Source organism: Pseudomonas sp. GM55, assembly GCF_000282395.1.
Taxonomy (GTDB): Bacteria; Pseudomonadota; Gammaproteobacteria; order Pseudomonadales; family Pseudomonadaceae; genus Aquipseudomonas; species Aquipseudomonas fluorescens_CC.
In genome coordinates this window covers 20,452-42,250 of record NZ_AKJJ01000035.1, presented here as the reverse complement: position 1 = coordinate 42,250, position 21,799 = coordinate 20,452, and the positions used below count along the sequence as shown (strand labels likewise).

The 21,799-nt window shown below is 58.3% G+C and carries 18 protein-coding genes and 2 pseudogenes; 14 read left to right on the top strand and 6 right to left on the bottom strand.

The features are described 5' to 3' along the window. The first annotated feature begins 1 nt into the window (after position 1). From PMI31_RS07030 to PMI31_RS06990, 10 genes and pseudogenes are all read left to right on the top strand, one after another. Positions 2-1,846, top strand: coding sequence for an ABC transporter ATP-binding protein (locus PMI31_RS07030; protein WP_008017118.1), 1,845 nt, complete (start codon positions 2-4; stop codon positions 1,844-1,846). Further along, a complete protein-coding gene (locus PMI31_RS07025; protein WP_008017112.1) occupies positions 1,843-2,151 on the top strand; it encodes a (2Fe-2S)-binding protein in 309 nt (102 codons plus the stop codon). Before PMI31_RS07030 ends, PMI31_RS07025 begins: the two co-directional genes overlap by 4 nt. Further along, a complete protein-coding gene (locus PMI31_RS07020) occupies positions 2,133-3,524 on the top strand; it encodes an FAD/NAD(P)-dependent oxidoreductase (RefSeq protein WP_008017111.1) in 1,392 nt (463 codons plus the stop codon). Before PMI31_RS07025 ends, PMI31_RS07020 begins: the two co-directional genes overlap by 19 nt. Then, positions 3,521-4,675 (top strand): NAD(P)/FAD-dependent oxidoreductase, encoded by a 1,155-nt coding sequence (locus PMI31_RS07015; RefSeq protein ID WP_008017110.1) that lies wholly within the window; start codon positions 3,521-3,523, stop codon positions 4,673-4,675. Before PMI31_RS07020 ends, PMI31_RS07015 begins: the two co-directional genes overlap by 4 nt. Further along, complete coding sequence (argE, locus tag PMI31_RS07010) at positions 4,672-5,829, top strand: acetylornithine deacetylase (RefSeq protein WP_008017109.1); 1,158 nt, start codon at positions 4,672-4,674, stop codon at positions 5,827-5,829. Before PMI31_RS07015 ends, argE begins: the two co-directional genes overlap by 4 nt. 210 nt (positions 5,830-6,039) lie before the next feature. Continuing rightward, positions 6,040-7,263: pseudogene (locus PMI31_RS31835) on the top strand (nitrate- and nitrite sensing domain-containing protein); the annotation flags it as partial. Further along, positions 7,258-8,121 carry a methyl-accepting chemotaxis protein gene (locus PMI31_RS31830; protein WP_443216990.1) on the top strand — a complete coding sequence of 288 codons (864 nt, stop codon included), beginning with the start codon at positions 7,258-7,260 and terminating at the stop codon, positions 8,119-8,121. The pseudogene PMI31_RS31835 and the gene PMI31_RS31830, both read left to right, overlap by 6 nt. A gap of 176 nt (positions 8,122-8,297) precedes the next feature. Then, positions 8,298-9,755: an NAD-dependent succinate-semialdehyde dehydrogenase gene (locus PMI31_RS07000; RefSeq protein WP_008017107.1), complete on the top strand. Its 1,458-nt coding sequence runs from the start codon at positions 8,298-8,300 to the stop codon at positions 9,753-9,755. A gap of 41 nt (positions 9,756-9,796) precedes the next feature. Further along, positions 9,797-10,876: a tartrate dehydrogenase gene (locus PMI31_RS06995; RefSeq protein WP_008017105.1), complete on the top strand. Its 1,080-nt coding sequence runs from the start codon at positions 9,797-9,799 to the stop codon at positions 10,874-10,876. A gap of 229 nt (positions 10,877-11,105) precedes the next feature. Next, positions 11,106-11,936, top strand: a complete 831-nt coding sequence (locus PMI31_RS06990) for a substrate-binding periplasmic protein (RefSeq protein WP_008017104.1) — start codon at positions 11,106-11,108, stop codon at positions 11,934-11,936. An 83-nt stretch (positions 11,937-12,019) separates the two neighbouring features. On the opposite strand, the gene PMI31_RS06985 is transcribed toward PMI31_RS06990, so the two are convergent. From PMI31_RS06985 to PMI31_RS06960, 6 genes are all read right to left on the bottom strand, one after another. Further along, positions 12,020-13,204: an aminotransferase class V-fold PLP-dependent enzyme gene (locus PMI31_RS06985; RefSeq protein ID WP_008017103.1), complete on the bottom strand. Its 1,185-nt coding sequence runs from the start codon at positions 13,202-13,204 to the stop codon at positions 12,020-12,022. Positions 13,205-13,347: 143 nt separating this feature from the next. Then, on the bottom strand, positions 13,348-13,572 hold the full coding sequence (gene tatA / locus PMI31_RS06980; protein ID WP_008017102.1) for a twin-arginine translocase TatA/TatE family subunit: 225 nt from the start codon (positions 13,570-13,572) through the stop codon (positions 13,348-13,350). An 84-nt stretch (positions 13,573-13,656) separates the two neighbouring features. Then, complete coding sequence (locus PMI31_RS06975) at positions 13,657-14,364, bottom strand: cupin domain-containing protein (protein ID WP_008017101.1); 708 nt, start codon at positions 14,362-14,364, stop codon at positions 13,657-13,659. Between the two features lie 59 nt (positions 14,365-14,423). Then, positions 14,424-15,281, bottom strand: coding sequence for a GNAT family N-acetyltransferase (locus PMI31_RS06970; protein ID WP_008017097.1), 858 nt, complete (start codon positions 15,279-15,281; stop codon positions 14,424-14,426). A gap of 334 nt (positions 15,282-15,615) precedes the next feature. Then, on the bottom strand, positions 15,616-16,956 hold the full coding sequence (locus tag PMI31_RS06965) for an OprD family porin (RefSeq protein WP_008017095.1): 1,341 nt from the start codon (positions 16,954-16,956) through the stop codon (positions 15,616-15,618). 421 nt (positions 16,957-17,377) lie between these two features. Further along, the gene (locus PMI31_RS06960) at positions 17,378-18,304 is read right to left on the bottom strand and encodes a 2-hydroxyacid dehydrogenase (protein ID WP_008017094.1); all 927 of its coding nucleotides are present in this window, start codon (positions 18,302-18,304) and stop codon (positions 17,378-17,380) included. 286 nt (positions 18,305-18,590) lie between these two features. On the opposite strand from PMI31_RS06960, the gene gabT reads away from it, so the two are divergent. The 4 genes and pseudogenes from gabT to PMI31_RS06940 all read left to right on the top strand — a co-directional run. After that, complete coding sequence (gene gabT, locus PMI31_RS06955) at positions 18,591-19,883, top strand: 4-aminobutyrate--2-oxoglutarate transaminase (RefSeq protein WP_008017093.1); 1,293 nt, start codon at positions 18,591-18,593, stop codon at positions 19,881-19,883. Positions 19,884-19,976: 93 nt separating this feature from the next. Continuing rightward, complete coding sequence (locus tag PMI31_RS06950; protein ID WP_008017092.1) at positions 19,977-20,633, top strand: HAD family hydrolase; 657 nt, start codon at positions 19,977-19,979, stop codon at positions 20,631-20,633. A 47-nt stretch (positions 20,634-20,680) separates the two neighbouring features. Then, positions 20,681-21,169, top strand: a complete 489-nt coding sequence (locus PMI31_RS06945; RefSeq protein ID WP_008017091.1) for an Lrp/AsnC family transcriptional regulator — start codon at positions 20,681-20,683, stop codon at positions 21,167-21,169. A gap of 179 nt (positions 21,170-21,348) precedes the next feature. Then, positions 21,349-21,720 (top strand): annotated as a pseudogene (locus PMI31_RS06940) (TonB-dependent receptor domain-containing protein); the annotation flags it as partial. Between the last annotated feature and the right edge of the window lie 79 nt (positions 21,721-21,799).

Below are 21,799 nucleotides of genomic sequence, written 5' to 3'. Positions count from 1 at the left end.
AATGAGTGAGTTAATTAAGGTTCAGGACCTGCGAGTGGTCGCCTGTGGTGAGCTTGGTGAGGTGGAAATCGTCAAGGGCGTAAGCTTCTCCCTGCAGAAAGGCGAAGTGCTGGCATTGATCGGTGAGTCCGGCTCCGGCAAGACCACTATCGCCCTGGCGTTACTCGGTTATGCCCGACGCGGTTGTCGGTTGGCGGGCGGGGTGGTGCAGATCGGCGAACACGACATGCTGGCGTTGAGCGAAGGCGAGCTGCAAGGCTTGCGCGGCAACCGTGTGTCGTACATCGCTCAGAGCGCCGCCGCGGCGTTCAATCCGGCGAAAAAACTTATCGACCAAGTGGTGGAGGGCGCGTTGATTCATGGCCTGGGCAGCAGGACTGTGCTTGAGGCCAAGGCCATCGAGTTGTTCCGCGACCTGGCCCTGCCAGACCCCGATCACATTGGCCAGCGTTACCCTCATCAGGTTTCCGGCGGGCAACTGCAACGTGTAATGGCGGCCATGGCGCTGATCAGCGATCCATTGCTGGTGGTGCTCGACGAACCGACGACGGCACTTGATGTGACCACCCAGATCGATGTGCTGCGCGCCTTTAAACGGGTGGTCCGTGAACGTGGCGCGACGGCGGTCTACGTATCCCACGACCTGGCGGTAGTGGCGCAGATGGCCGATCAGATCGTGGTGCTCAATGGCGGTGAGATCTTCGAGCAGAGCGCCACAGCACCCTTGCTTAAAGGCCCGGCCCACGAATACACCCGCAGCTTGCTGGCGGCAGCACGGCCGGACACCACTATCCGTCCACCCTGCGGTGTCGCTGAAGACACGCCTTTGCTGACCATTCAGGGTCTGACCGCCGGTTACGGCAACAAAAACTCGCATGGCATGCCATCGATCCTCGTATTGGAGGACATTGATCTGACCGTGCGTCGGGGCCAGGCGATTGGCGTCATCGGTGAGTCAGGTTCTGGCAAGTCGACTTTGGCACGGGTGGTTGCCGGGTTGTTGGCGCCGGCCCTCGGCGGGCTGACCTTCGATGGCCAGCCCCTGGGTGGCAGTCTGTCGTCGCGCACCGACGAGCAGTTCCGACGCATTCAAATGGTCTTTCAGAATGCCGACACCGCACTCAACCCGATGCACAGTGTCAGCACTATTTTGAGTCGCCCGCTGAAGATGTATTTCGGCCTCAAGGGTGCGGCTTTGCGCGAGCGTATCGGTGAGTTGCTGGATCTCGTTCGTTTGCCGCGCACGCTGGCTGAACGTCGTCCGAACGAACTGTCCGGCGGGCAGAAACAACGGGTCAATTTGGCCCGGGCCCTGGCGGCCAAGCCGGATCTGATTCTCTGCGACGAGGTGACCTCGGCACTGGATACCGTGGTCGGTGCAGCGATTCTCGAACTGCTGCGCGACCTGCGACAGGAGCTGGGGGTGTCCTATCTGTTCATCAGCCATGACATCTCCACCGTGCGAGCCCTGTGCGACGACATTGTGGTGATGTACAGCGGCCACAAGATTCAGGCCGGTACTCGACAATCGTACGCCGAAGCACCATTCCATCCCTATACCGACCTGTTGATCCATTCGGTTCCGGAGTTGCGCCAGGGCTGGCTGGAAAGCTGCGGAACAACGACCTGTGGCACGCTGCCGCCCATAGGTGCAAAGGCCAATGTGCCAGGGCTGTGCACCTTCCTCAATCGCTGTCCTGTGCGGGTTGACGGTCTGTGTAATTGCGTCCCGCCGGACCGCCGGATGATTGTTGGCGGCAGTGAAATCCTTTGCCATCACGACAGTGCGGAGTTGATAAAAACTCAGCAGTATTCAAACAACATGATCGTGGGAGCCTATGCATGAACGGGCGTTTCGTCAGGCTGGCCGAACAGGATCGGCCAACCGTCAAACTGAAGGTGGACGGCATGCCCATCGAAGCATTGCAAGGCGATACGCTGATGGTCGCGCTGCTGACTCAGGGCTCGGCGTTGCGCCAGTCGGAGTTCGATCCGGGTCGGCGCGCCGGTTTCTGTCTGATGGGAGCCTGCCAGGACTGTTGGGTCTGGACCCGCAGCGGCGAGCGTCTACGCGCGTGTTCCAATGAGGTCCGTGAAGGCCTGGATATTGTCACCACACAACCGGAGGCGATATGGCCACTGCGCGGCTGAGCACTCATCGAGTCGTTATCGTCGGCGCCGGACCGGCCGGCACACGTTGTGCCGAAACCCTGGTCGCCGCTGGATTCAAGCCCATCCTGATCGACGAGAATCGCCGGGATGGCGGGCAGATCTACCGTCGCCAGCCTGAAGGTTTTACCCGGGATTACGCCACGCTGTATGGTACCGAAGCCGCCAAGGCCAACGATCTGCACCAGAGTTTCGATCGCTTGCGCGGGCAGATCGACTATCGCCCGGACACGCTGGTGTGGAACCTGACACCGGGGCAACTGTGCTGTGTCAGCCAGGGCAAGCATTCGACAGTGGATTACGACGCGCTGATCCTCTGCACCGGTGCCACCGACCGCTTGATGCCGATCGAAGGCTGGCAGTTGGCGGGCACGTATAGTCTCGGCGGTGCGCAGATCGCCCTGAAATCTCAGGCTGTGTCCATCGGCCACCGCGTGGTGTTCATGGGCAGCGGGCCGTTGCTGTATCTGGTTGCCAGTCAGTATGTGAAGGCGGGAGCCAAGGTCGCGGCAGTGCTCGACACTTCGCCTCTGAGCAAACGCATCCTTGCCATGCCGAAACTGCTGGCACGCCCGGGGTTGCTGTTCACTGGGATGAAGTTATTGGCGCAGTTGTATCGCGCGAAGATCCCGGTGCATCTGGGCATTTCGCCGCTTCAAGTGCAGGGCGATGCGGCCAGCGGTGTCAGTGGCGTACGCGTGCGCACGGCACGTGGTGAGACCTTGACGGTGGATTGCGATGCCGTCGCGCTGGGTTATCACCTGCGCCCGGAAACTCAATTGGCCGACCTGGCCGGTTGCCGTATGCGCTTCGATGAAGCGTCGAGCCAATGGTGGCTGGCTACGGATGAAGACGGCCGGACCTCGGTCAGCGGCGTGTATGCCGCCGGTGACGGTTCGAAGATTCGCGGCGCCGATGCCGCCGAGCACGCCGGGCGCCTGGTGGCCATGGCGCTGCTGGAGGATCAGCAGCAACCGATAAACGTCGGGTTGCGCGACGAACAACGCCATGCCCTGGCGGTGATGGATGAATTTCGCCTCGGTCTGGCACAGGCGTTTCCCTGGCCTTCCGCCCAGGCCAAAGCGCTACCGGATGAGGCGATCGTCTGCCGCTGCGAAATGATCACGGCCGGCGAGTTGCGTCGGACCGTCAGTGAGAAGGGGGCCTGTGAAGTCAACCGGGCCAAGGCCTTCAGCCGGGTCGGCATGGGCCGCTGCCAGGGGCGTTATTGCTCGCAAGCCGGGGCAGAGGTGATTGCCGCTGCCGCGGGCGTCAGCGTGCAACAGGTCGGCCGACAACGGGGTCAGGCGCCGGTTAAACCCCTTTCGATACTCACCGAGGAGGTGTCGCCATGACGGTACAGAAAGCCGATGTTGTGATTGTTGGCGGCGGCCTGATGGGCTCAGCGGCGGCGTTTTTCTTGCGCCTGCGCGGGCAGTCGGTGATCTTGCTGGAGCGAGACCAGATCGGTCAGTACGCCAGCGGCGTGAATTTCGGCAACGTGCGACGTCAAGGGCGTTTTCTCGGGCAGCTGGAACTGGCCAATCGTTCCTGGGCGTTATGGAAGCGTTTGCCGGAGCTGATCGACGATGACCTGGAATTCATCGCCAGCGGGCATATGCGGGTGTGTTACCGCGAAGACGAGATCGCCGAGCTGCAAGCCTACGCAGACGCTCCTGAGGCGGAGCAGCTGGACCTGAAGATCTTTTGTGGCGACGAGTTGCACAAGCGCTTTCCATTTCTCGGCCCGGATGTGAAGGGCGGCTCTTATGCCCCCCACGATGGTCACGCCAATCCGCGTCTGGCGGCCCCAGCGTTTGCCCGTGCAGCACGACGCCTCGGTGCGCGGATCGAAGAGCGCACGGAAGTGGCCGAGGTGCATAAGATCGGCGGTGAGTTCCACATCAGCACCACCGACGGTCGTCAGTTCAGCGCCGCTCAGCTGTTGATCACCGCTGGCGCCTGGGGCCAAAAACTCTCGGCGCAGTTCGGCGAGCCGGTGCCGCTGGAAACCCATGGTCCGCAAATGGCCGTGACCGAGCCAGTGCCTTACGCCTTGCCGACAGTGCTCGGTGTCTATACCAAGATTCCCGAGGAAGTGATTTATTTCCGCCAAATACCTCGTGGAAACATCATCATCGGTGGCGGCTATCGCAGCGAACCGGACATGCTCAACCGCCGGGCCTATGTCGAGCCGCGCAGCATTCTCAATCAGTTCGATCAGATGCGTCGCCTGCTGCCAGGTGTCGGCAACCTGAACATCATTCGGGTCTGGAGTGGTATCGAAGGTTACCTGCCTGATTCACTGCCCGTGATGGGGCCAAGCGGCACCGTTGATGGTTTGTTCTATGCGTTCGGCTTCTGCGGTCATGGCTTCCAACTTGGCCCGGGCGTCGGCGACGTGATGGCCGAGCTGATCAGCACCGGCAGCACCAGCACTTCGATTTTGCCGTTCTCCATCAACCGGTTCGCCTCTTCAGTCGAGCAACGGAGCAAGGCCTCATGAAGCCCCGTGTACTGGACATTCTTAAACGCCTGATGGCCTTTGAAACCGTTTCTTCGGAATCGAACATGGCCTTGATTGAGTACGTGCGCGATCTGCTGTTGACCAAGGGCATCGAGTCGCTGATCGTCAAAGACTCCAGCGGCAAAAAGGCCAACCTGTTTGCCAGTACCGGTCCGCGGGAGGTGCCGGGGATTCTGCTGTCCGGCCATACCGACGTGGTGCCGGCAGCGGGGCAGGCCTGGACCTTTCCGGCGTTTCAGGCAACCGTGCAGGACGGTCGGATCTATGGCCGTGGCAGTTGCGATATGAAGGGTTTTGTCGCACTGGCTATCGACGCCATGCTCGATGCCGCCGATCATCCGTTGAGTCGGCCGTTGCAACTGGCGCTGTCCCATGACGAAGAAATCGGCTGCGTGGGTGTACGACGCTTACTGGATGTGTTGCATCTGGCGCCGGTGCGGCCGTTTCTGTGCGTGATCGGTGAGCCGACCAACATGCAGTTTGTTCTTGGGCACAAGGGCAAGGGTTCTTACCGCTCTTACTGTCGCGGCCTGGAGGCCCATTCCTCCCTGGCGCCACGCTCGGTTAATGCGATTCACGTGGCTTGCGATTTCATCGCTGCGCTGCGTCAGGGCCAGCAGCAACTGCAAGAGCAGGGCGCTCGGGATGCCGAATACGACGTGCCCTACAGCACCGTGCATGTCGGGCAGATTGTCGGCGGCAAGGCGCTGAACATCGTGCCGAACCTGTGCACCTTGGATTTCGAAGTGCGTAACTTGCCGGCGGACGACCTCGATCAGTTCCTGGAGCAGATGCGCGAACGGGCCGAGCTGATCGTTCGCGAAGCCAAAAAGCTGTCCAGCGTGGCGGATATCGAGATCGAAACCCTGAACGTCTATCCGGGCCTCGATACCCACCCGAGCGTCGAAGCGGTGCGTTTTCTGAAAAACTTCGCCGCCCCGGACACCGGCACCGCCAAAGTCTCATTCGGCACCGAGGGCGGGTTGTTCAAACAACGCCTGGATGTGCCGGTGGTGGTCTGTGGCCCAGGCTCGATAGAACAGGCACACAAGCCTGACGAGTTCATCGAGATCAGCCAGATGGAAGCCGGCGAGCACTTTCTACAAGGGTTATTGGGCTCGATGCGGCTTTAGTGTTTCGCTTGCCTACTCCGAACACTCGCTCACCGCGCTTATGGCCCCTTTATGGAATGGCGTCCAGGAACGCGTGACGTCCCGAGCTTGAGTTCACCCGCTCATCGTACTGACAGTGTGGGAAGTGCTGAGAAAGGCTTCCCAGGCTTGCTTGACTGCGCCTATTAAGAAAAACCGCCAGCCACTCGCAACCCTTCCGGAGTCCCCCCCATGAAAGTGCTTGAGCGCCTGTCATTCTCTGGCAAGTTCGTCTTGCTCGGCTTGCTAGCCGTGACCCTGATTACCATTCCAACCTGCCTTTACGTACTTGGCGCCTATCAGAGTAGCTACCAGACAAATCAGGAGCTTCGCGGCGTACGACCGGTGCAGGCGTTGCTCGAGCTTATCCACTTGACGCAGCAGCATCGCGATTTGTCATCCGTCGCGCTGGCCGGCAACCGGGACTTCCACAAAGCCCGTCTGGATAAACAGGCCGAAGTGGATCGCGCCATCAAGGCAACCGATCGGGTTTTACAGGAGGCCCAAGTGTCCCCCACCATTCTGGCTGCCTGGCGACAGGCGCAGCAACAATGGCAAGAGCTGGCCGGCCAGGTTGCTCAGACCTCAGTCAAGGGCCCGCAGAGCCTGGCCCGTCATAGCCAGTTGATCGCATGCTACCTGCTGATCGAAGACGCAATGCTCGATCACTTCAAACTTTCCCTGGATCCGGTTTTAGGGACTTACTCGCTGATGGCGGGTGCCTTGATCGAATTGCCGCAAGCCACCGAGTTATTAGGTCAGTTGCGGGGTGCCGGCGGCCTGTATCTGGCGCAGGGCCGGATCCTGCCTGAGCAACAAGGTGCACTGCGTGGTTTGGCTACCCAGGCGCTGAGCAGCGTTGACAAGACGATACGTGCCTTGACCAAGGCGAGTGCCGCCGAGCCGGAACTCAAGGCTCTGCTAGAAGCGCCGCTAACGGCGCTAGGACCGCAAATCCAGCAGGCGCTTGAACTCAGCAATGCGCGATTGGTATCGGCCGTCGAAATGGACATGGATTTCGCGCCCAGCGTAAGTCCCGCCGGAAATAACGAGTCTACCGATGCCTTGTACGCGCTTAAGCTGAGTTATCCGGTCGGCGACTATCTGACTGCTTACAGTAAACCCGTTGACGCCTTGTACGCCCTTGGCCGTTCAGCGGCGACGGCGCTCGATGAAGCGCTGATAGAGCGTCGCGACAGCGGCCGGCAGAGCGTCATCCTGATGTCCACAGGTTTGCTGGCGCTGCTGTTAGCTGGCGGTACCTTGGCCACTTTGATCGTGCTGCGTCTGCTTAAACAGTTGGCGATGGCCATGGCAGCAGCCGAGCGTATCGCCGAGGGTGACCTGACCCAACCATTGGATATCGTTGGTATGGATGAAGCGGCGCGCCTGTTGCAGGCGCTTGAGCGCATGCAAATGAACCTGCGTAGTACGGTCAGGCAGGTTTTGAGTTCTTCCGAGCGACTGGCCACGACGTCCGCTCAGTTAAGTTCAGTGACCGATGACGCCACCCGTGGTGTGCGACGGCAGAGCGCTGAACTCGACCAGGCGGCCACTGCGGTCACAGAGATGACGGGTGCGATCGAAGACGTTGCGCGGAATGCCGCCTGGGCCTCGGAGGTTTCCCAAGCCGCAGACCAGCGTTCGCGTCAGGGGCAAGAGAGCGTCAGCCGTACAGTCGGTGCCATCGAATCGTTGACCGAGGATATCGAGGATACCGCAAGCGCCCTGCAAACCCTGGCAGGCCAGATAGGTGACATCGGCTCGGTGTTGGATGTGATTCGCGGCATTGCCGAACAAACGAATCTGCTCGCCTTGAACGCGGCAATCGAGGCGGCTCGCGCGGGCGAAAGCGGACGGGGTTTCGCCGTGGTGGCCGACGAGGTCCGGGCCTTGGCGCAACGAACCCAGGAGTCGACCAAACAGATTGAGACCATCATCGGCTCGGTGCAAAAAAGCAGTCAAGGCACCCTGCGAGCCATGCAGAGCAGCAATGGTAAAACCCGGGAAACTTTGGAGGTCGCCCGTGCGGCAGGCACGGCACTGAATGCCATCGTAGACGACATCGCCCAGATCAACGAACGCAATCTATGTATTGCAAGTGCCACCGAAGAGCAATCCCATGTAGCCCGTGAGGTGGATCGCAACCTGCTCAATATCCGTGATGTTTCCCAACTGGCCTCAGCTGGCGCCAATCGGAGCCAGGCCTCTAGCCGGGAACTCGCGGGCTTGGCCAGCGAGCTGAATGGCATGGTCAAGCACTTTGTCGTCTGACCGGGGCTCGCTGCGTCTCGGCAACGGGAACCGGGACGAAAGCCCTCACAAACCAACAGTAGAGCCTGCTGTCGAATGCTGATTTTCAGCATTCAAGGCTGCCCGGGCGGCGCTTTCAGCATCCTCGTCTGTGGCGACACAATAGACTGAAGCCTGTCTCGGAACAGGACTCGACCATGCTCAACAATCGCCTGAAAGACCCCAGCCTGCTGGTAGAACTCGCTTACATCGACGGTCAGTGGATCAGCGCCGACAACGCCGCCACCCTGGACGTTATCGACCCGGCCAGCGGCCAGTTGCTCGCCCGCGTACCCGCGATGCAAGGCAGCGAAACCCGACGCGCCATCGACGCTGCCGAACGCGCTTGGCCGGCCTGGCGCGCACGCCCGGCGGCAGAACGGGCGGCGCTGCTGGAACGCTGGTATCAGGCGATGATCGACAACCTGGACGATCTCGCGTTGATCATGACCTGCGAGCAAGGTAAGCCGCTGAATGAAGCCAAGGGCGAGGTCCGCTATGGCGCCAGTTTCGTCAAATGGTTCGCCGAAGAAGCCCGTCGGGTTTACGGCGAAACCATCCCGGCACCCAGCGGCGACCGCCGCTTGCTCACGCTTAAGCAGCCGGTTGGCGTCTGCGCTGCGATCACCCCGTGGAACTTCCCCAACGCGATGATCACCCGCAAATGCGCACCCGCTTTGGCGGCCGGCTGCCCGGTCATCGTCAAACCCTCGGATCTGACTCCACTGTCCGCCCTGGCTCTGGCGGTGCTCGCCGAGCGCGTCGGCATTCCGGCCGGTGTGTTCAACGTAGTGACCGGTATGCCCGCCGGCATCGGCGAAGAACTGACAGGCAACCCGACGGTGCGCAAGATCTCCTTCACCGGTTCCACTGCTGTCGGTCGGCTGCTGATGCGCCAGAGCGCCGAACACATCAAGCGCTTGAGTCTGGAACTGGGCGGTAACGCGCCGTTCATTGTGTTCGACGACGCTGATCTGGAACAGGCAGTGGGCGGCATCATGCTCAGCAAGTTCCGCAACGCCGGCCAGACCTGCGTTTGCGCCAACCGGATTCTGGTGCAGGACGGGATTTACGAGCGCTTCGCCCAGCGTCTGGTGGAGGAGGTGGGCAAGCTCAAGGTCGGCAATGGTCTGGATGCCGACGTCACCATCGGTCCACTGATCAATGCGGCGGCGGTGAGCAAGGTCGCTCGACATATCGACGATGCTTTGAGTCAGGGAGCCCGTCTGCTCTGTGGCGGCGTCCCCGAGGGCGACAGCCAGTTCGTCCAGCCGACGGTGCTCGGTGAGGCCCATGCCGGGATGTTGCTGGCTAACGAAGAAACTTTCGGCCCAGTCGCACCGCTGATGCGCTTTACCAGTGAAGAAGAAGCGCTGGCCCTGGCCAATGCCACGCCTTATGGCTTGGGCGCCTATTTCTTCACCCAGGATTTGCGCCGTTCATGGCGCTTCGGTGAGGCGCTGGAGTTTGGCATGATCGGTCTCAACACCGGGCTCATCTCCATGGAAGTCGCCCCATTCGGCGGTATCAAACAATCGGGTCTGGGCCGTGAAGGCAGCAAATACGGCCTGGATGAATACCTAGAAGTCAAAGCCTTCCACATCGGTGGGCTGTGATCCGGTCACCGTTTGAACAGGACATTGAGGAGCCACGATTGATGAGTAAACCATTCAGAATCGCCGCGATTGCCGGCGATGGTATCGGCAAGGAAGTCTTGCCTGAAGGGCTGCGGGTACTGGAGCAGGCCGCGAAGAAATGGCAGCTGGACTTGAGCATCGAAGTGCTCGATTGGGCCCACTGCGATTACTATCTGGAACACGGGCAGATGATGCCTGCCGACTGGTTCGAACAACTCAAGGGCTTCGATGCGATTTACTTTGGCGCCGTGGGCTGGCCAGATAAAGTGCCGGATCACATTTCCCTGTGGGGTTCGCTGCTGAAGTTTCGCCGTGACTTCGATCAATACGTGAATATCCGTCCGGTGCGGCTGTTTCCTGGTGTGCCGTGCCCGCTGGCCGGGCGCGAAGCCGGGGACATCGATTTCGTGGTGATCCGCGAGAACACCGAGGGCGAGTATTCGTCGGTCGGCGGCAAGATGTTCGAAGGCACCGAGCATGAGTTCGTGCTGCAGGAGTCGGTGTTCACCCGGCGCGGCGTGGACCGGATTCTCAAGTTCGCCTTCGATCTGGCCCAGACCCGGCCGCGCAAACGTCTGACCGCGGCCACCAAGTCCAACGGCATTTCCATCAGCATGCCCTACTGGGATGAGCGCACGGCGACAATGGCCGCGAAGTACCCGGACGTCACTTGGGACAAGCAACACATCGACATTCTCTGTGCGCGCTTCGTGCTGCAACCAGATCGTTTCGATGTGGTGGTGGCGTCGAATCTGTTCGGCGATATCCTGTCCGACCTGGGACCGGCCTGCGCCGGTACTATCGGCATCGCCCCCTCGGCCAACCTCGATCCGGAGCGGCGCTTTCCCTCGCTGTTCGAACCGGTCCATGGCTCAGCGCCGGATATCTATGGACAGAACATCGCCAACCCGATTGCGATGATCTGGTCCGGTGCCTTGATGCTGGACTTCCTGGGCAATGGCGATGAGCGCTACCGTGCGGCCCATGACGGCATTCTCAAGGCTATCGAGCAGATCATCTCCGAGGGGCCGATCACCCCTGATTTGGGTGGACAAGGCTCGACCCAGGATGTCGGTATGGCCATCGCTGCGGCGCTTTAACTCCAGATAACAACAGGTCGGCTGGAGAGCTCCACCCCTTCTTGTGTCTCACCCTTTTAGCCCGTCTCACTGCGGGCTTTTTTTATCGTGTGCCAATACCCCTCTGACAGTCTCTTTTCAAGGTGCCCTGCTGAGCGCCTGCACAGTGGAACTGCTTCTAACGGCTCTTTCCTTCAGTGTTGCGAAGATCCAGAGAAGAGGGATCAAAGGAATGTGAAGGAAGGCGAGTATGCGGTTGTTATTGATGATTTTGGTGGGCTGCGCCATACACGCCAAGAGTTGGGCGAGCGCCCCCATAGACGTGGTCATTCTCTGTGACGCTGGCTATCCGCCATACAGCTATGCCGAGGGGGATGAAGCCAAAGGGCTTTACACCGATATTCTGCGCAAAGCCTTTACCCGCATGCCGGAATACAACGTGCACATTCGTCCCGTACCCTGGGCGCGTGGCCTGGCAGAAGTGGCCAGCGGTCGCGCCTTTGCTCTCTATCCACCCTACTATCGCCCCCTCGCACGGCCCTGGATGGACTACTCACGGCCTATATTGAGGGAAAAGGTAGTTGTCTTTGTACGCGCAGAATTGGCGCGAATACGACCGGTCGAACACTTCCCGTTCGGCTATAGCGGTCTACGTATTGGCATGAACAGAGGGTTCATGAGCATTGACGATCAGTACTACCAAAGCATGCTCGCTACAGGTGCCTTGAAGCAGAGTTATGCCAACGACAATCGTACCAACCTGGCCAGGCTCTATCATGGACGAATAGATGTCTATATCAATGACCGCCTTTCGGTCCAATGGGAACTTGAGCAGATGCAACGCGAGGGCGTCTTTGCCCAGAACGATCTCAACTGGCTAGTCGAAGGACCTTGGCTCTCCGGTGAGGCGGGGTACCTTGGTTATACCCGGCTCAATGCTTCGGCTTATCCTTACAAGCCCCAGTTCATGCAGCGTCTCGATAAGGTTCTGGCGGAGTTGGAGCGTGATGGCAGCATCGAGCGCCTGACAAAGAATTACGATTTGGTTAACCCTTTGTACTCCCCGGGTGATGGCATCTAGCAGCGGTGGGGGGAACACACCCAAGCTACCTTCAGGGGCCACTGCCTCTGCGGGTCTCAAGTGTATCCCCTGGCCCACCGGGGTTACCTGCTTGCAACCACCTGCTTTAGCGCCTCAACAAAGCGGCTTAGATCGCTCTTCTTCGTGTAGATGCTCGGCGACACCCGAAGTCCGCTGATGTGCCCGATCTGGCGGAACTTGACATGCACCTGGTGGGTTTTTCGAAGCTCCTGCTCAACCCATCGAGCATCACATTGATCGATAGAGAACAGGCTTACTGCGCCCAGCTCGACGGTATCAAGTGGCGTGTGGAGCCTGAAACCAGGAATGTCTTTGGCGAGGTCAACCCAGTAACGGGTCAGCTCCTGTAGGCGCGCGTGAATGACTCGCGTGCCGATTTGTGTATGGAAACGGATAGCCGGGGCAATGCCCGCCTGTATCGCCGAGTTATAGGTGCCGAGATTCCAGTGGTCGAATTTGTCGATTTGAAGCGGCGGCGGATCGAAAGGCCCCAGCAACGGCCAAGTGCTGTCGATTCGGTCGCGCCTGACAATTAGCATGCCATTGCCAACCGGCGCCCCCAGCCATTTGTGGAGGCTGGTGATGAAGTAGTCGCAATCCAGTTCACGGAAGCTGAGCGGCATCTGCGCAAACGTCTGGGCACCGTCCACCACAGTGACAATTGCCCGCGCTCTGGCTAGCGCACAGATGCGCTTGACCGGCAGGACTCGCCCGGTCCAATGAAGCATGTGGGTCAGCTGGATCACCCGTGTACGCGGGGTAATTGCCTGTGCATAAGCTTCCACGATGACATTCTCATCGTCCATCAGGTCGAAGTCGACGGTCACCACTTCGATGCCTTCGCGCTGCTGACGCTGCAACCATCCGGCTATTACGCTCGGATAGTCCCACAGTGAGACCAGCACTTGGTCGCCGGCCTTCAATGGAATGCCGAAGATGGCTGTCGACAAGCCTTCGGATGAGTTGCGGTTCAGGGCGATCTCATCGGGATCGCAATCGGCCATGTCAGCCAGCTGTTGCTTGATCGTGGGGAGCTCGGCGTCGAGCTTGCTCCACATATTGACGTCCGGGTTGTGGCTGATCAGCCGATAGGCATCAATCATAGCCTGCTCTACCACCAGCGGTGGCGGACTCACTGCCGCGTTGTTCAGGTTCAATAAGGGGCGCTGCTCAGGATAGGCTGCGCAAACGCGCTCCCAGAATGCTTCCTCAGCGACAGACTTGTCTGACATCAGCTGCACTTCCATTCTCGCTTCTCACCTCTGTTTGAATTGTTTACTTGGGCTTGGGCATTCGCCACGCCGACGAGCTTCAATGGCACGATTAGTGATCTCTTCAGAGCTGTCTGGACCACCAATAGCCGTTCGCTAAAGACGATATAGATTAGGGGTTAGTATTTTTTTACCGAGTCTTCGAGCGTGCGTGCCTGAGCGTCAATGGGCGGGTCCCTGGGCTGCTCAGTGACTGGCTTATCGTCGCCCATGGATTTGCGGAACCCCCTTATCGTGTCGCCGAGATCTGACCCCAAGCCTTTCAGGCGCCTGGTTCCGAACAGCATGATCACGATCAACAGGATGATCAGGAGTTTTCCGGTACTGAAGCCACCCAATCCCATTGTCTGTACTCCGCAAGCAATTGATCTGTTTTGTGGTGGGCCGGCGAAGGAGAAATCCATCTGCCGGCGCTAAGGCGGTTCGAGTTATTTGACGACGTAGAACTTGCGCACATAGGTGCTGCTGTTCCAGGCGCATGGTGCGTCTCGGGGCACGAACACTGTATCGCCAGTGTTGACCGTCAGATGCGTCCCGTCCGCTATCTGGAGGGTCACACTGCCTTCGAGCAGGTTCATCAGTTCATGCAGCATGTGCGGCCTCGCCTTGCGGGTATAGGGTGTCGAGTCCCAGACGCCGATACGCAGGTTGGTCGCTTCTTCGACAAACACATTGTGCGAGCGACATTGAGGTGCCGGGCTTAGCAGGATTTCTGCATCCGGTGCTGCCGAGGGAGATAGCAGGGTTAGCGGGGGGAGAGGCGTTAATCCGGGATTGCACGCGGCAACGAGCTGAGTATCGGCGCAGAATGCCCAGAGAGAGTTGGGTTGCGCTTCGACTTGAAGAGATGTACCTCGGGCAATCACTGCGCTATCACCGGGATTGAGTTGGAGCGTGCCATCCTGACTCTGCAGGGTGACTTGTCCTGTGTGTACCACGATCATTTCGCTGTAGGGATATTCATTGACGCTGAATTGTCCACTCGCCTGGACCACGCCGGCAGCAATGTCATCCGTCCCGACATATGCAATGTGCCTGTCGAACGGATCGTTGGCCCCTAGCGAGCCGGGGGTAAATTTTGTTGAAACGGGGCTGCCATCGGCGTGTGCCAGCAGCACTGCAGTGGGCTCTTGCATGAAGGAGTTGCTCCAGAAATATGCGTCGTGTGGCGTTGTATGGATTTGCGGGGGGGTAGTCAGCCGATGGCCTGAGTCACCAGCGCAAACTGGCGCACTGCGCCGATAGCCTGCGGTGGGGTGCCACGAACCATTTGCGCAACGGTGTCGACCTGCTTCAGCCCGGCTTCTTCCAGCCAAGGGGCCAGTCCGCTATCGGACGGTATATCCATGCGCACGAATGCGTCCGGAACTCGGGCCAACAACACCGCGATCAAGTGCTTGGCCTGCTCTGGACTTTCCGCGATGACCGGGCCGATGCAGCGACCACGGCCGAATGGGCGCAGCATGGCGAAGGCGCGTAGCTGACCCTCGCGCTCGATGCCGACCGAGTGTTCGACAACATCGAATAGATCATTGAGCACGGCGTGCCTGTTCAGGCCGCTGCCGTCGTTGGCCAGTACGACTTGATCGTTTCTATCGGCTTCGGTCAGCGGACGGCAGCGCTCATCGGCTGGAAGAACATTTGGTACAGGGGAGAGTGCATGCCCCTGATGTTGTTGAATATGTCCAAAGTCAATGAATCCCTGGCTGGCATAAAGTGGGGCACCGGCTAACGTCGCATTGAGCATGGCGGTACGTGATCCGCAAGCCTCAAGTGCCAGTTCCATCAGCTTGCGACCGATACCCTGGCCCTGGTACTCATCACTCACGATCACCAGGCCGATAGTGGCGTAATCTCCCTGCGCACAGGTGAACGCGGTACCTATCAGGCGACCTCCATCTTCTACGACAAAACCCTGCGCGATGCGCTGCAACATGGCCCATTCCTCTAGGCGGTGGGGCCATTTCAGCTGTACGGACAAGGCGTGGGCCAACGGCACATCGGCCGTGGTCATGGGGCGATAGCTATACGTAGGGCGTTGCGAGTTGGACATGACAGATCTCCGTATACAGGGAGCGTGACCGGTCGGATTTCTCCGTGGAAAGTATTTGTATCTCACCTGCTGCGAGGCCTGACAAGAGGCCTCCATTGATTCGGTAGATTCTTTAAGCGATAGCTTTGCAGGCCACATTTACTGCTCAAATGAGAAGCAGTATCGGCAGCAAATACTGGATCGACTTTCAGGATGCAGAGCAAAGCAAAAGCCACTTCTGATGGGGAGATTGCAAAAAAAAGGCGTCCGGATGGGCGCCTCAAGGCAAAGGGAGCGTGGAGCAGACCTTCAATAAAACCGGCCAGTCCACAGGTAAACCGGCCAGGACCTAACGTTACAGAATGCTCAGCGGGTACTCGATGATCAGGCGGACTTCGTCGATATCGCTCTCAAACGAGGTCGCGCGATGCGTAGCCTGGCGCAGGCGGAAGGACAGGTCCTTGGCGGCCCCTGCCTGGATCACGTATTTGGCTTCCAGGTCACGCTCCCACTCCTTCTGGTCGTCGCCCACCTTGTTGGCATAGGCACCGTGCGGATCGGCCTTGGTGCCATCGATTTGATCACCTTTGACATAGCGGGCCATGAAGCTCAGCCCCGGTATGCCGAACGTGGCCATATTTAGGTCATAACGAGCCTGGATGGAGCGCTCGTTGGGGGCGTTGAAGTCGGAGTACTGAATCGAGTTGGCCAACCAGATCGAGTCCACACCGATGTAGTCGAAATACTCGTCGCCATCGATCTTCTGATAAGCCAGGGTGAACTTGTGGGCCCCCAAGGAATAGGCCGCCTTTGCCGACCAGCTCGTGGTGTCCAGTTTACCGGCACGCGCTTCGCCTTGGTCCTGGGTCTTATAGGCATTCAAGCCAAAATTCAGCGATTGCTGATCAGTCAGAGGGATCGTATAGGAGGCACTGCCGAAGTGCTGACGCCAGACATTGACTGCCTCACTGGTGTACGCCATCAGACTGAGGTTGCTGTTGACTTTATAGGTGCCGCCAATGAAGTCGACGCTGTCAGCTTCGGTCCCACCGTAAGTGGTGAGCAGTTTGTCATCGGAGTTGGTCGAGGCTCGATTGTTGAATGCGGTGAAGTGGCCAGCCTCGAAAGAAACTGCGTCGAACTCTTTGCTCGACAGTTGGAAGCCGGTAGCGGTTTCCGGCAGTAAGCGGTTGTCGCCGGTGGCGAATACCGGAGCGGTCGGGCGTTGTTCGCCGTACTTCAGCACGGTAGAGGAAATGCGCATTTTCACTGCGCCGCCGATCTCGCCGTAGCTGTCCGGCACTTCAGCTGCAGCGGTGCGGTTGTTGCTGATCGGCAGCAGGCCATTGCCGGCCCGGCCGCGGCCAGTGTCCAGCTTGACTCCACCGTACGCGTAGGCATCGGTGCCGAAACCGATGGTGCCCTGGGTGAAACCAGAGGCGAAGTTGAGCATGGCCCCCTGTGCCCACTCCTCGCGAAAGCCATTGCGCTCGCTGGCCGGCTTGGAGCCGTTAGTACCTTGGCTATTGCTGCCGCCATTTCGGAAGTCGCGATTCATATAGAAATTACGATTGAGCAACCCGAGGCTGCTGTCTTCAATGAAGCCATTGGCTTCCTGTTGCTGACCAGCTATTGCCAGTTGCGTGGTGGCGGCAATGACAGCCAAGGAGAGAGAGCTAAGTTTTGCGATGTTCATCGCTTACTCCATGAGTTCTTATTAGTGTTCGTTGCCTGCGCGGCAAGCAACGCTCTTGCGGCAGCTCAGGTAAACCACTGCGAAGTAAACCCGGGAGAGTCCTGTCGATCAGCGCCTTACGGTGGACTTGACCAGCAGTCGGGGCTGCGCAGCGGTGGCTGTATCGCAGTTACGGCGAGACCTGACAATGGGGTGCAGTCAATTCGGTAGATTGCATAAGTTGCGACTTCACGAGCCGCAATAACTACTCAATCGGGGAGGGGGATCAGCAGCAAATGTCGGCTGATTTTTTGGGTGGGTATGCGCAAAAACAGCAAAGTGGGATGAATAACTGGTTTGCTTTGTATAGCGCCAGATTTGCCTCAGAGAAGTAAAAAATCTGGCGCCGGTTGGTTGTTACCGGTGGGTTGGCAGTCGTTGGTCAGTAACTTCGCTCGCGGTCAACCTGGCCAAGCATTGACTCACCGCGTTGATGACGGCGGATATTTTCCAGTAACACGCTAAACGCGCTTTCCGGTTGGGTCATCGCAGCGATATGCGGTGTTAGCAATATCTGCGGGTGGTGCCAGAAGGGATGGTCCGGCGCCGCCGGCTCCTGTTCCAGTACGTCTATCACCGCCGCGCTGAGCTGGCCGCTGGCCAAAGCCTCAAGCAGATCCTCTTCTATCAGGTGCCCGCCTCTTCCCATGTTGACCAAGGCCGCGCCTTTGGGGAGGTGCTGGAACAACTGACGGTTGAGAATCCCTTTGGTTTGCTCGGTCAATGGCAGGACACAAAGCACTATGTCGCACTGGCTGAGGAACGCTGGAAGTTGCTCGGCACCCGCAAAGCAGTCCACCCCGGCAATGTGGTGCTCGCTGCGTGCCCAACCCGATAAGTCGAACCCAAAGGTCTGCAAGGTGGTCAGAATCTGTTGAGCTTGCGTGCCGAGCCCCATGACACCTACCCGACGTTTGGCTGCCGGCTGTAGCAAGTGAGCCTGCCAGCACCGAGCCATTTGTTGCTGGCGATAACGGAGCATATCCCGATGCAGGCTAAGCACTGCAAAACTGGCGTACTCGCACATGCCCCGAGTGATGCTCGGGTCGAGTAAACGTACTACCGGCAAGGTCGTTGGCAGGCGGTCAAGGTCAAGTTGGTCGACCCCAGCTGACAAGGCGAACAGTACCTGCAGGTTTGGCAACAATGTTTCGAGATCATCCGGTGCCTGCCAGGCCGCCAGGTAGCGAATATCCTTCGGATCGCCGATGTCCGGCCAGGCACGCCATTCGATATCCGGAGCGTGCTCGGCGAATAGACGCTTCCATCGTTCGCCGCGTACCGGGTCAGCTTTATAGAGCAGGGCCATGGGTAACTTCTCGCATTAGATAGGGAGTATCCAGCATGCCCGAGTGGCAGAGCAGGATATGTCGAAAGAATCTGCTTAAACGCATAACGTTGCGTTGTAAGGGGCGCATGTCGGCAGATTCCATGGGGCAGGCCACAGCTGAAGGATTCTGCTGTTTACGGGGGTGAAAACAGTCGATCCGAATTTCTCAGAGGCCAAGTTCGGCTTAGACAATTGCGTCGAAAGCTTAACCTTTGGAACACATTGCAGCCGTTTCCCGGTTGCCAGGCTCACTATGGGAGATGCCATGAACAGTAAAGTCGAAGAAACCCCGAGTTTGCTCCGTCAGCGCGATCAATTCGTGCCACGGGGTTTGGTCACGGCCCACCCGTTGGTTGTCGACCGGGCCCAGGGTTCTGAGGTGTGGGATGTGGATGGGACGCGCTACCTGGACTTCGTCGGCGGCATTGGCGTTTTGAACATCGGTCACAATCATCCGAAGGTGGTCGCGGCAGTGCAGACCCAATTGCAAAAGATCAGCCATGCTTGCTTCCAGGTGGTGGCGTACAAACCTTATATCGACCTGGTACAGCGTTTGTGCGAGTTGGTGGGTGGTCAAGAAGCCTACAAGGCGGCGCTGTTTACGTCCGGTGCAGAGGCTGTGGAGAACGCGGTGAAGATCGCCCGCGCACATACCAATCGTCCAGCCGTTATCTCCTTTCGTGGCGGTTTCCATGGGCGTACTTTACTCGGTACGACGCTGACGGGCATGAGCCAACCCTACAAGCAGAACTTCGGGCCCTTCGCTCCCGAAGTCTTCCATACCCCATACCCTAACGCCTATCGCGGTTTCAGCAGCGAGATGGCGCTGCAAGCTCTGAACGAATTGCTGGCGACCCAAGTCGCTCCGGATCGAGTAGCTGCGATCATCATCGAGCCAGTGCAGGGCGATGGAGGCTTCCTTAGCGCGCCGCCGGAGTTTCTCCAGGCGTTGCGGGCTCTGACCGAACAACATGGCATCGTGCTCATTCTGGATGAAATTCAGACCGGTTTCGGCCGTACCGGCAAATGGTTCGGTTTCCAGCACGCCGGGATTCAGCCGGATCTGGTCACAGTCGCGAAAAGTCTCGCAGGTGGTTTGCCAATATCGGGCGTGGTGGGTCGTGCGCACATCATGGACGCGCCATCACCTGGTGGTCTCGGTGGTACTTACGGCGGTAACGCCTTGGCTTGCGCAGCGGCGTTGGCGGTGATCGAAACTTACGAACAGGATCAGTTGCTCGAGCGTGGTGAGGTATTGGGCGAGCGGCTGCGTCAGGGCCTGCTGCGCTTGCAGGCACGTCACCCTCGTATTGGTGACGTGCGCGGCACCGGTTTCATGCTGGCAATCGAATTGATCAAGGACGATGAGGCCCGCAGCCCCGATGCAGAGCTCACCCAACAATTGATCGATCAGGCCAGGGTTGGTGGGCTGTTGGTGATCAAATGCGGGGTGTACCGAAATGTGCTGCGCTTCCTTGCTCCTCTGGTAACCGAAGAAAATCAGATCGACGAAGCGCTGACAATTCTTGAAGCGGCATTGTTGCGAGTGTTGGATTAATCTCAGGTCTCGGTTGGCGCAATGTGGCAATGCGCCGACCGAGGGCATTTAGAGCACATGGATTGATGAATGCATCATGGGAGGCTACACACCATGTACCTGACTGATTATCGTGCACTGCTGATCGATTGCGACGAAGTCCTGGTCGATCGGGATTCCGGTATCTGGACGGCCCTGCAACCTTTGCTCGAAAACCATCCGGGCATACCAGGCAGGGAAGAGGTATTGGCTGAGTTTGACGAGGCGGAGCGCACGCTCTATCCACGTTTTTCCGATCTGGGCTTCAGTGGCTTGTTGTGCTTTGCCCATCGTCAGCTGGCAGAGCGTTTTGGACTCAAGGCCAGTTGGGAAGAGGGTATGAGTTTCGCCCGTTCGGCATGCAACTGGTCGCTGTTCGAGGACGCGCCCGGTGCCATGTTGTATCTGCGCAAATTCTATCGGCTGCTGGTGTACTGCGATCGTGATGCCGAGGATCGCGAACAGCTCTGCGAGCGTTTGGGGATTCTGCCCGAAGACTTGCATTCCCGAGCCAGTAATCCATTGGAGGACAGCGAATGGTTGCGGGCCAACAACCTGGAGCCCAAAAATATTCTGCAGGTTTCCAGACCTCCTGCGCAGCCGCCAAAAGCGGCTGGTTTGTGCCTGATCCGTCGTAGCCATGAGAATTATACTCAGGAATATTCCGCAGATTTTTACATCACTAGCATGGCTGACCTGGTCGCTCAGCATCAGCTATCTTTGCGACGTTGAGTTTGCTAAAACCACTGTCTAACTGAACGGCAATCAAGAGGTACCCGATGGAAGGTTTAATTAAACTAGACCGAATTGATATCAGTATCCTGGTTGAACTTCAAAAAGACGGCCGAATGACCAACGTCAGTCTGGCCGATGCGGTGGGTCTGTCATCCAGCCCATGCTTGCAGCGGGTAAAGCGGCTCGAGTCGGCCGGCTATATTTCCGGGTATAGAGCTCATCTAAACCTTGCCAAGATCACCGATTCGGTCACGGTATTTACTGAAATCACGCTCAGCGACCATAAACGTGAGGACTTCGCCAAGTTCGAATCCAATATTCGTTTGGTCGATGAGGTACTTGAGTGCCATTTAGTCAGTGGCGGTTACGATTACCTGGTGCGCTTCATGACCTGCAGTATTCAGCATTATCAGGAAGTAATCGAAGGGCTGCTGGACAAGAATATCGGTATCTCCAAGTACTTCAGTTATATCGTAATTAAATCCCCAGTACTTAAAGATGGGGTCCCGCTGCGTCGGCTATTACGTCACTGATGCCACTCCGGTCACTTGATGTCTGCTGATTTCCCTGGCGGCTTAATCTCGATTGCCAATGAGACGGATGTTGGTGCAGTTAATTGTGCATTTAGCACTTTTATTTGAAAGTAAAAGCTATCAAGTGAGAATTCATAGCACTAATCGCCATTCCTGCCGGCTCTTGATGTGCCTGGTATTTTCTCGAAGGTGAAGTGACCAAGGACAACGTCATCAAGTCCGGCACCCGGCTGATGAACATTCCGCAGAACAGCCTCAGCCTGCTCAATGTCTACGATTTCCAGGATGGCGCGCTCAAGGGGCTGGGGCTTGGCACCGGGCTCAAGTACGTCGATGAACGCGCAGGGCAGACAGCCAACATGGCGTTTTCGATGGGCAGCTACACGGTTGTCGATCCACTGAGCTACTACAAGTTCAACGACCGGATCAGGCTCAACTTGGATGTGAAGAACCTGACTGACGAAGATTATGAGGAAGGCGCTTTCGGCAATGTCTACGCCTATCCAGGGGCGCCGAGAACCGTACAGGTTGGTATTTCATACACCTTGTAGGGAGGACTTTCCTGGGGCGCGCGCGAGGGGTATTGCTCAGTCGCTTCTGGATATGACTTGTCATTAAAAGAGCACAACA

Bases quoted from the DNA above. Each gene is read 5' to 3' on its own strand.
- PMI31_RS07030 (WP_008017118.1), top strand. From the start codon at position 2: ATGAGTGAGTTAATTAAGGTTCAGGACCTGCGAGTGGTCGCCTGTGGT.
- PMI31_RS07025 (WP_008017112.1), top strand. From the start codon at position 1,843: ATGAACGGGCGTTTCGTCAGGCTGGCCGAACAGGATCGGCCAACCGTC.
- PMI31_RS07020 (WP_008017111.1), top strand. From the start codon at position 2,133: ATGGCCACTGCGCGGCTGAGCACTCATCGAGTCGTTATCGTCGGCGCC.
- PMI31_RS07015 (WP_008017110.1), top strand. From the start codon at position 3,521: ATGACGGTACAGAAAGCCGATGTTGTGATTGTTGGCGGCGGCCTGATG.
- argE (WP_008017109.1), top strand. From the start codon at position 4,672: ATGAAGCCCCGTGTACTGGACATTCTTAAACGCCTGATGGCCTTTGAA.
- PMI31_RS31830 (WP_443216990.1), top strand. From the start codon at position 7,258: ATGCAAATGAACCTGCGTAGTACGGTCAGGCAGGTTTTGAGTTCTTCC.
- PMI31_RS07000 (WP_008017107.1), top strand. From the start codon at position 8,298: ATGCTCAACAATCGCCTGAAAGACCCCAGCCTGCTGGTAGAACTCGCT.
- PMI31_RS06995 (WP_008017105.1), top strand. From the start codon at position 9,797: ATGAGTAAACCATTCAGAATCGCCGCGATTGCCGGCGATGGTATCGGC.
- PMI31_RS06990 (WP_008017104.1), top strand. From the start codon at position 11,106: ATGCGGTTGTTATTGATGATTTTGGTGGGCTGCGCCATACACGCCAAG.
- PMI31_RS06985 (WP_008017103.1), bottom strand. From the start codon at position 13,204: ATGGAAGTGCAGCTGATGTCAGACAAGTCTGTCGCTGAGGAAGCATTC.
- tatA (WP_008017102.1), bottom strand. From the start codon at position 13,572: ATGGGATTGGGTGGCTTCAGTACCGGAAAACTCCTGATCATCCTGTTG.
- PMI31_RS06975 (WP_008017101.1), bottom strand. From the start codon at position 14,364: ATGCAAGAGCCCACTGCAGTGCTGCTGGCACACGCCGATGGCAGCCCC.
- PMI31_RS06970 (WP_008017097.1), bottom strand. From the start codon at position 15,281: ATGTCCAACTCGCAACGCCCTACGTATAGCTATCGCCCCATGACCACG.
- PMI31_RS06965 (WP_008017095.1), bottom strand. From the start codon at position 16,956: ATGAACATCGCAAAACTTAGCTCTCTCTCCTTGGCTGTCATTGCCGCC.
- PMI31_RS06960 (WP_008017094.1), bottom strand. From the start codon at position 18,304: ATGGCCCTGCTCTATAAAGCTGACCCGGTACGCGGCGAACGATGGAAG.
- gabT (WP_008017093.1), top strand. From the start codon at position 18,591: ATGAACAGTAAAGTCGAAGAAACCCCGAGTTTGCTCCGTCAGCGCGAT.
- PMI31_RS06950 (WP_008017092.1), top strand. From the start codon at position 19,977: ATGTACCTGACTGATTATCGTGCACTGCTGATCGATTGCGACGAAGTC.
- PMI31_RS06945 (WP_008017091.1), top strand. From the start codon at position 20,681: ATGGAAGGTTTAATTAAACTAGACCGAATTGATATCAGTATCCTGGTT.